4 protein-coding genes and 1 pseudogene are annotated in these 6,647 nt (G+C 72.9%); 3 read left to right on the top strand and 2 right to left on the bottom strand.

The genetic code is table 11. The annotated features are described in order from the left end of the window. Positions 1-251, top strand: a 251-nt coding sequence (locus AB0J72_RS32580) for a GNAT family N-acetyltransferase (RefSeq protein WP_363405251.1), incomplete at its 5' end; no start/stop codon positions are given. Further along, a complete protein-coding gene (locus AB0J72_RS32575; protein ID WP_363405249.1) occupies positions 248-430 on the top strand; it encodes an exodeoxyribonuclease VII small subunit in 183 nt (60 codons plus the stop codon). The genes AB0J72_RS32580 and AB0J72_RS32575, both read left to right, overlap by 4 nt. 2,324 nt (positions 431-2,754) lie before the next feature. On the opposite strand, the pseudogene AB0J72_RS32570 reads toward AB0J72_RS32575, so the two are convergent. Continuing rightward, positions 2,755-3,879, bottom strand: a pseudogene (locus AB0J72_RS32570) (DNA recombination protein RmuC); the annotation flags it as partial. Between the two features lie 39 nt (positions 3,880-3,918). Between AB0J72_RS32570 and AB0J72_RS32565 the strand changes: the two are divergent. Then, on the top strand, positions 3,919-4,722 hold the full coding sequence (locus tag AB0J72_RS32565) for a hypothetical protein (RefSeq protein ID WP_363405247.1): 804 nt from the start codon (positions 3,919-3,921) through the stop codon (positions 4,720-4,722). 13 nt (positions 4,723-4,735) lie between these two features. On the opposite strand, the gene AB0J72_RS32560 is transcribed toward AB0J72_RS32565, so the two are convergent. Beyond that, positions 4,736-6,646, bottom strand: coding sequence for a tetratricopeptide repeat protein (locus tag AB0J72_RS32560; RefSeq protein WP_363405246.1), 1,911 nt, complete (start codon positions 6,644-6,646; stop codon positions 4,736-4,738). Position 6,647: the final 1 nt, after the last annotated feature.

Below are 6,647 nucleotides of genomic sequence, written 5' to 3'. Positions count from 1 at the left end.
CCGTCGGCGGCGGCGCGGCGGTCGCGGTGAGGGACGGCATCAGCGAGGTCGCCGGCATCGCCGTCCGCTCCGCGTTCGAACGCCACGGCATCGGCGCCGCCGTCACCGCCCACCTCACCCGCGCCGCCCACGCGGCAGGCGCCACCCTCGTCTTCCTCACCCCCGGCGGCGACGCCCAGGAACGCGTCTACAGCCGCGTCGGCTACAGCCGCACCGACTCGGTGCTCTTCCTGACCAAGGAGTCCAAGTGACCGACCTGTCGTACGAGCAGGCCAGAGCCGAACTCGCCACCGTCGTCGAAAAGCTCGAGTCCGGCGGCACCACCCTCGAGGAATCCCTGGCACTGTGGGAACGCGGCGAACAACTCGCCACCATCTGCCAACGCTGGCTCGACAACGCCCGCGCCCGCCTCACAGCAGACCGCAGCTGAGCTGCTGTAACTCCCCCCACCGCTGCGCGGCGGGTCCCGGCGGGGATGCTGTGCTTCCGCCCCACCGCTGTCGCGCCGGGTCCCGGCGGGGATTCTCACCCGCACCCCAATGCGCCGCTCCGCGACGCACTGCCCGCGCCGAGACGCGAGGCAGGGCAAGCGGCGCATACGCGCCGCATCCGGTGGCCGCCCTCCGCGGTGGTCCACGTGAGCCTCCACCCGCCCGTTGATCGAATGGCAGATCTGGCCGTGATGGCGACCAGAACTGCGATTCGATCAACGCGGAAGACCGAGACCAGCGTCCGACCGACCGAGCCCCACGAGAACCACACGGGGATCATGAGGCCCTGATGCCGGTCGGACAGCACCTCGGGCGCTCGCAAAGCCACCCGGAGCCGCATCGGGTCCGCGATGGCCCGCCGGCAGCCGCAGCCGACGACGAGGCCTGACCTGAGTGCCGCCGGTGTGGCTCTCCGGCCACCTTTTGAGGGGCCCGGGCGCTGGCAGTGAGCACCAGCTCCAGCGTGCCGACAATGCGCAGCCACCAGGGGTCGCTCTCGTCGCCGAGTTCAGCATCGTGGCACGACGTGTCGGCGGCGGGCGCAGGGCGTCGTGCGAGACAGCACTCCGTCGCGCTGGTGCTCGCCAGACGGGTCGGCGTGGGCTGCCGCGACCCATGTGGGTGTTGATGCCCTCTGACTGGCGGTCCGGGCGGCAGGTGCGTGGTCCGAAAGCGTCGGTGGGCAGAGCGCCGTGCGAGACGATCGGCCTCATCGCACAGGTGGGTCAGCGGGGACAGGGTGGAGGGTGTGGCGGGCGGCGGCTGTGGGGTGTTGGCGTGATCGGTGTTCGTGCCGCTCCTGTCGACGACTTGGGGCTGCGGGGTCGCATTTGGTGCTGGGCCGATGGGTCGGCGGGAAGTCGGGTCCGTGAATGGGGCCGCGGTGTTGTGTCTGCTGGCTGGGGGTCGGCCGGAATGGGCCCGGGTTGGAGGTGTGGTGGGACGGGTTGACGGTGTGCGGCGGCTGCGGGGTGCCGGGCGTGATCGGTGTTCGTGGCCGCTGCTGTCGACGACTTGGGGAGGCGCTCTGTCGCAGCGCTGCTGCGCGGGCGGTCAGCGGCGACGGCTGGGCTCATGGGCTGACGTAATGGGCTGATGTCGTGTTGTTGGCTGGCGGGCACATCGCCCTGGCGGGGGCGGGCACGTCGGCCTGCGGGGCTGGGTTGGATTCGGGGCGGGAACGTGGTGGTCCGGGACATCCGGCGGCAGGCAGCAGAGGCGGGCGTGGCGGTCCGACCGGCGTCGGCCTCGGGTGCCCGGGGGAGCTGCGCTGCCGGGTGCCCGCCAGCGGCGTACGGCTTGCCACTGTCGCTACTGGGGTGGGTCTTCGCGGAGGGCGGCTAGCAGGATTCGTACTCGGCTTCGGGGGTTGCTGAGGGGCGTGCGGTCGTTCAGGTCCGGCGGGCGTTGCGTGGTCGTTGTGTTGCGGGACGAGGGGCTCCCGGGGGTCGTGGGCGGAGCTGGCGGAACTCGGGTTTGGTGGGGGCGGGGACCGGAAGAGGGCTGCGGCGGCTGCGAGGAGTCCGGCAGATGCAAGGCGCCCTAGGTGCTGGGCTGCCGGGTGTCCGTCGGCGGTGTGCGGCTAGCCCGTCGTTGTTGCTGGGGTGGGTCTTCGCGGAGGGCGGCTAGCAGGACTTTGTAGTCCGATTCGGGGAGTTGTTGAAGGCTGTGTGTCGCTCAGGTCTGGTGGGCGTTGCGTGGTCGTTGTGTTGCGGGACGCGAGGTTCTCGGGGGTCGTGGGCGGAGTTTGGGTCGGTTGGGGCGGGGACCGGAAGAGGCCTGCGAGGGCTGCGGCGGCTGCGAGGGGTCCGGTAGCTGCGAGCGCCCGAGGTGCTGGGCTGGTGGGTGTCCGTCGGCGGTGTGTGGCTTGCCGTCGTTGTTACTGGGGTGGGTCTTCGCGGAGGGCGGCTAGCAGGATTTCGTATTCCGATTCGGGGAGTTGCTGACGGCCGTGTGGTCGTTCAGGTTTGGCGGGCGTTGCGTGGTTGTTGTGCTGCGGGACGCGGGGGTCGTGGGCGGAGTTCGGGGCGGTGGGGCGGGGAACGGCAGAGGGCTGCGGCGGGTGCGAGGGGTCCCGCAATGGCGAGGTGTGCGGCAGCTGCGAAGGGTCCGGCAGGTGCGAGGAGTCCGGCCGGTGTGAGGAGTCCGGCGGGTGCGAGGGGTGTGGGAGCTGCGAGAGGTGCGGGAGTTGTGAGGGGTCCGGTACGTGCGAAGGGGCGGGCAGGTCCGAGGAGTCGGAAGAGGCAGACAGGTCGGAGGAGTCCTGGGGTTGGAGGTGGCGGGGGGTGAGTTCGACCTGGGACGGGGTGGGGAGGGGGTCGGCGCTGATGCCGAGCTCGGCCAGGCGGCGGGCGCTGACCAGGACGCGGGCCTCCAGGGAGCCGACGGCCTTGTTGTAAGAGGAGACGGCGGTGCCGAGGGCGGTGCCGACCTTGGCGAAGTGGTCGCCCATGGTGGTGAGGCGGGCGTAGAGCTCGCGGCCGGTGCGGTGGACGGCCAGGGCGTTGTGGGCGAGGGACTCCTGGCGCCACGCATAGGCGATGGTGCGCAGCAGGGCGACGAGGGTGGCCGGGGTGGCGAGGACGACGTTGCGGGTGAACGCGTGCTCCAGCAGGGTCGGGTCGTGCTGGAGGGCGGCGTCGAGGAACGTGTCGGCGGGCATGAAGAGGACGACGAACTCGGGGGCGGGCTCGAAGGCGGCCCAGTAGGACTTGGCGGCGAGGGCGTCGACGTGGCCGCGGAGGTGCTTCGCGTGCTGCCGCAGGTGGGCGGTCCGACCGGCCTCGTCGCGGGCCTCCATGGCGCTGAGATAACCCTCGAACGGGGCCTTGGCGTCGACGACCACCTGGCGGCCGCCGTGCAGGCGGACGACGAGGTCGGGGCGGACGACGCCGCCGTCGGTGGGGGCGGTGACCTGCTCGTCGAAGTCGCAGTGCTCCAGCATGCCGGCGGCCTCGACGATGCGGCGCAGCTGGTGCTCGCCCCAGCGGCCGCGGATCTGCGGCGCGCGCAGGGCGGAGACGAGCTGGCGGGTCTCGGTGCGCAGCTCGCCGGAGACGTCGTGCATGGCGCGGACCTGCTCGCGCAGCGACTCATAGGCGCCGACGCGGTCGCGCTCCAGGTCGGCGACGCGGCGCTCATAGCGCAGCAGGGCGTCGTGCAGCGGGGCGACGGCGTCGGCGACCGCGTCCTGCGTCTGGGCGCGGGCCTCATAGGTGAGGGAGCGCAGCGACGACTCGAGCCGGGCCTCGCCGTCGCGGGTCGCCTGCAGGGTGGCCTCCAGCTTCGCCACATCGACCGCGGCGCGTGACCGCGCGGCGAACCAGCCGAGCGCGGCGCCGGCGGCGAGCCCGATGACGATCAGCACGAGTTCCACGGCTACCAGCATGCACGAGGGGTACGACAGAAAATGGGTACCGTCGAAGTCATGGGAACGTGGATCGTCCTCGCCATCCTGCTGGTGGCCGCGGCCGTCGCGGTCGCCGCGTTCGTCGCCGCGGGCAACCGGAAGAAGGCGGACGCCCGTGAGGACGCCCTCCGCTGGTACGAGCGGCTCGGCGGCCAGGTCATGAACCTCTCCGGCGACACCCCCGCGGTGCGGCAGGCGCTCGTCGACGCGGGCGAGCGCTACACCGCCGCCGGCGCGCAGCTGGAGCGTTCGACGTCGGTCCGCCAGTACGAGCTGGCCCGCGAAACCGCCCTCGAAGGCCTCGCGTACGTGCGGGCGGCCCGGGTCGCGCTCGGCATCGACCCCGGACCGGACCTGCCGCCGCTCGCGGGCGCCCGCGCGGGGCAGCTCACCAAGGAGCGCGAGGTCGACGTGCAGGGGCACCGGTTCCGGGCCGGTCCGCACCCGGGCGACGCCACCCCGTACTACTACCCGGGCGGGCAGGTGGCGGGCCGCGGCGTGCCGGCCGGCTGGTATTCCGAGCCATGGTGGAAGACGGCTCTGGTCGCGGGCGCGTGGGGCGTCGGGTCGCTGCTGGTGTTCGACGCGCTGTTCAGCCCGGCGTGGGGCGACTCAGGCTACGACTCAGGCTTCGACGCCGGCTTCGACCAGGGCTACGACGCCGGCGCAGACCAGGGCTTCGACGGCGGCGCAGACCAGGGCTTCGACGGCGGAGACCAAGGCGGCGGAGACCAAGGCGACGACGGCGGAGACGCGAGCGACTTCGGAGACGACTTCGGTGGCGACTTCAGCGGCGGAGACGACCTCGGCGGGGACTTCTGACCGGTCCGGCGCGTCAGTACCGGCTTCCCTGAGCACCCCTGGCCGCCCGCTCCGCGAGTGCCAGATCCGACGCCGCCGCCCGCGCGAACGGGCTGCTCGCCCCCAGCAGCTGCGCGTACACCGACTGCGCCGCCCGGTACTCGGTCACGGCCTCGTCCAGCCGCCCCAGGTCGTGCAGCACGCTGGCGAGCCGGTGCCGCGAGACGGCGGTGTCGAGGTGGACCGGCCCGAGCAGGTGCAGCCGGCTGCCCAGCACGGCCCGGTGCTCCTGCTCCGCCTCCTGCAGCCGCCCCGCGTGGTGCAGCGCGGAGGCGAGCAGGCTGCGCGACATGAGCGTGTCGCGGTGCTCCGGCCCGAGCAGCCGCGCCCGCGCCCGCATGACGGTGCTGTGCTCGTCGATCGCCCGGTCGAGCTCGCCCATGTCCTGGTACACCTTGGCGAGGTTGCTCCGGGAGATCAGCGTCTCCTGGTGGTTGCTGCCCAGGACGCGGGTGCGCGCCTCCAGGACCCGCTGGTGCTCGCCCTCGGAGCGGGTCAGGTCGCCGAGCTGGTGGTAGATCGTCGCGAGGTGGCTGCGGCTGGTCAGCGTGTCGGGGTGGTCCTCGCCGAGGATCCGCATCCGCGCGGTGAGCACCTCGTCGCACTCGACGAGCGCCTCGGCCAGCCGGTCCAGGTCGCGCAGCACCGTCGCGTGCTGGTCCCGCGCGGTGAGCGTGTCGGGGTGGTCCCAGCCGAGGGCGTGCGCGCGGGCGTCGACGATCTCCCCGTACGCCTCCTTCGCCTCCTGCAGCTGGCCCCGCCAGTGCAGGTCGGTCGCCCGCTGCCAGGTCGCGGAGTCGTCGTAGACGCGCGGCGCGGGGGAGGGCCGCCGCCGCGGCTCCGGGTTGGGCCACTCGACCGGGTCCGGCTCGGGCGAAGCCGCCGAATGCGACGGCGTAGCCGAATGCGAAGCGGGAGAGTGCTGCGCCGGGATCGACGGCCCGAACACCGGCGCCGCCGCGCCGAACGTGGGCGTCGGCGGCTGCATGACCGGCGGCCGCGGGGGAGCGGGCGGGGGAGCCGGCGCCCGCGTGGGGATCCGCACCGCCTGCTGCGGCTCGAAGATCCCGTCGTCCACGTACGGATCGGGCTCGGGCTCGAACGAGTCGGGCGAGAACCGCTCGGGCACGAACCTGTCCGCGGGGTGCGAGGACGGCACGGCCTGCTGCACCACCTCGGGCACCTCGATCGGCGACTCGAGGCCGCGCCGGCGCAGCTCCCGCTTGAGCGAGACGATCGCGTCGGAGATGCCGTCGCTGTGGTCGCCGAGGCGCCACGCGACCGCCATGACGGGCCGGTCCAGCGCGATGCTCAGCTGCCGGACCGAGCTCAGGATCGAGTCGTCGGGCGAGGCGTTGACGATGACGAGCGCCGCCTGGAACGCGGCCGTCTGGCCGACCAGCAGCGCCTGGTACGTGCTCTGCATGCGGGCGATGGAGAACCCGGTGCCGGCCCGGATGTCGACGATGATGTGCGACTCGGACATGGCGATCGGCCCGAGGAAGTAGCCGAAGACGGGCTGCAGCTTCTGCCCCTCGCGCCCGGCCGCCTCGTACAGCGCCGCGTTGGCGCCCTCGTGATAGGCGATCGCCTGCGGGGCGTGACCGCGGATGAGCTGGACGAAGCGGTCGTACGCCCCCTCGGCGTCGCCTTCGAGCTGGGCCTTGCCGGCGGAGGCGACCCGCTCCTCACGCTCCGCGGAGCGGACCACGATCGTGCCACCGGACAGTCCCGCGAGCCCGACCAGGACGCCGGCCGCCACGAGGGCGGCGGCGCCGGCGGTGCTGCGGAACTGCATCGTGGTGAGCACGCCCAGCGCGACCAGGGCGAGCCCGACGAGCACGACGGTGAATCGGGTCTGGCTACTCCATCGTCCGCCAGTCATC

Origin of the sequence: Dactylosporangium sp. NPDC049742 (assembly GCF_040674675.1) — a bacterium.
In the GTDB taxonomy this organism is placed as follows: Bacteria; Actinomycetota; Actinomycetes; order Mycobacteriales; family Micromonosporaceae; genus Dactylosporangium; species Dactylosporangium maewongense.
This window is presented reverse-complemented; position numbering and strand designations above follow the sequence as displayed.

Excerpts from the sequence above, each read along its gene's own strand:
- AB0J72_RS32565 (WP_363405247.1), top strand. The coding sequence starts at position 3,919 with ATGGGAACGTGGATCGTCCTCGCCATCCTGCTGGTGGCCGCGGCCGTC.
- AB0J72_RS32560 (WP_363405246.1), bottom strand. The coding sequence starts at position 6,646 with ATGACTGGCGGACGATGGAGTAGCCAGACCCGATTCACCGTCGTGCTC.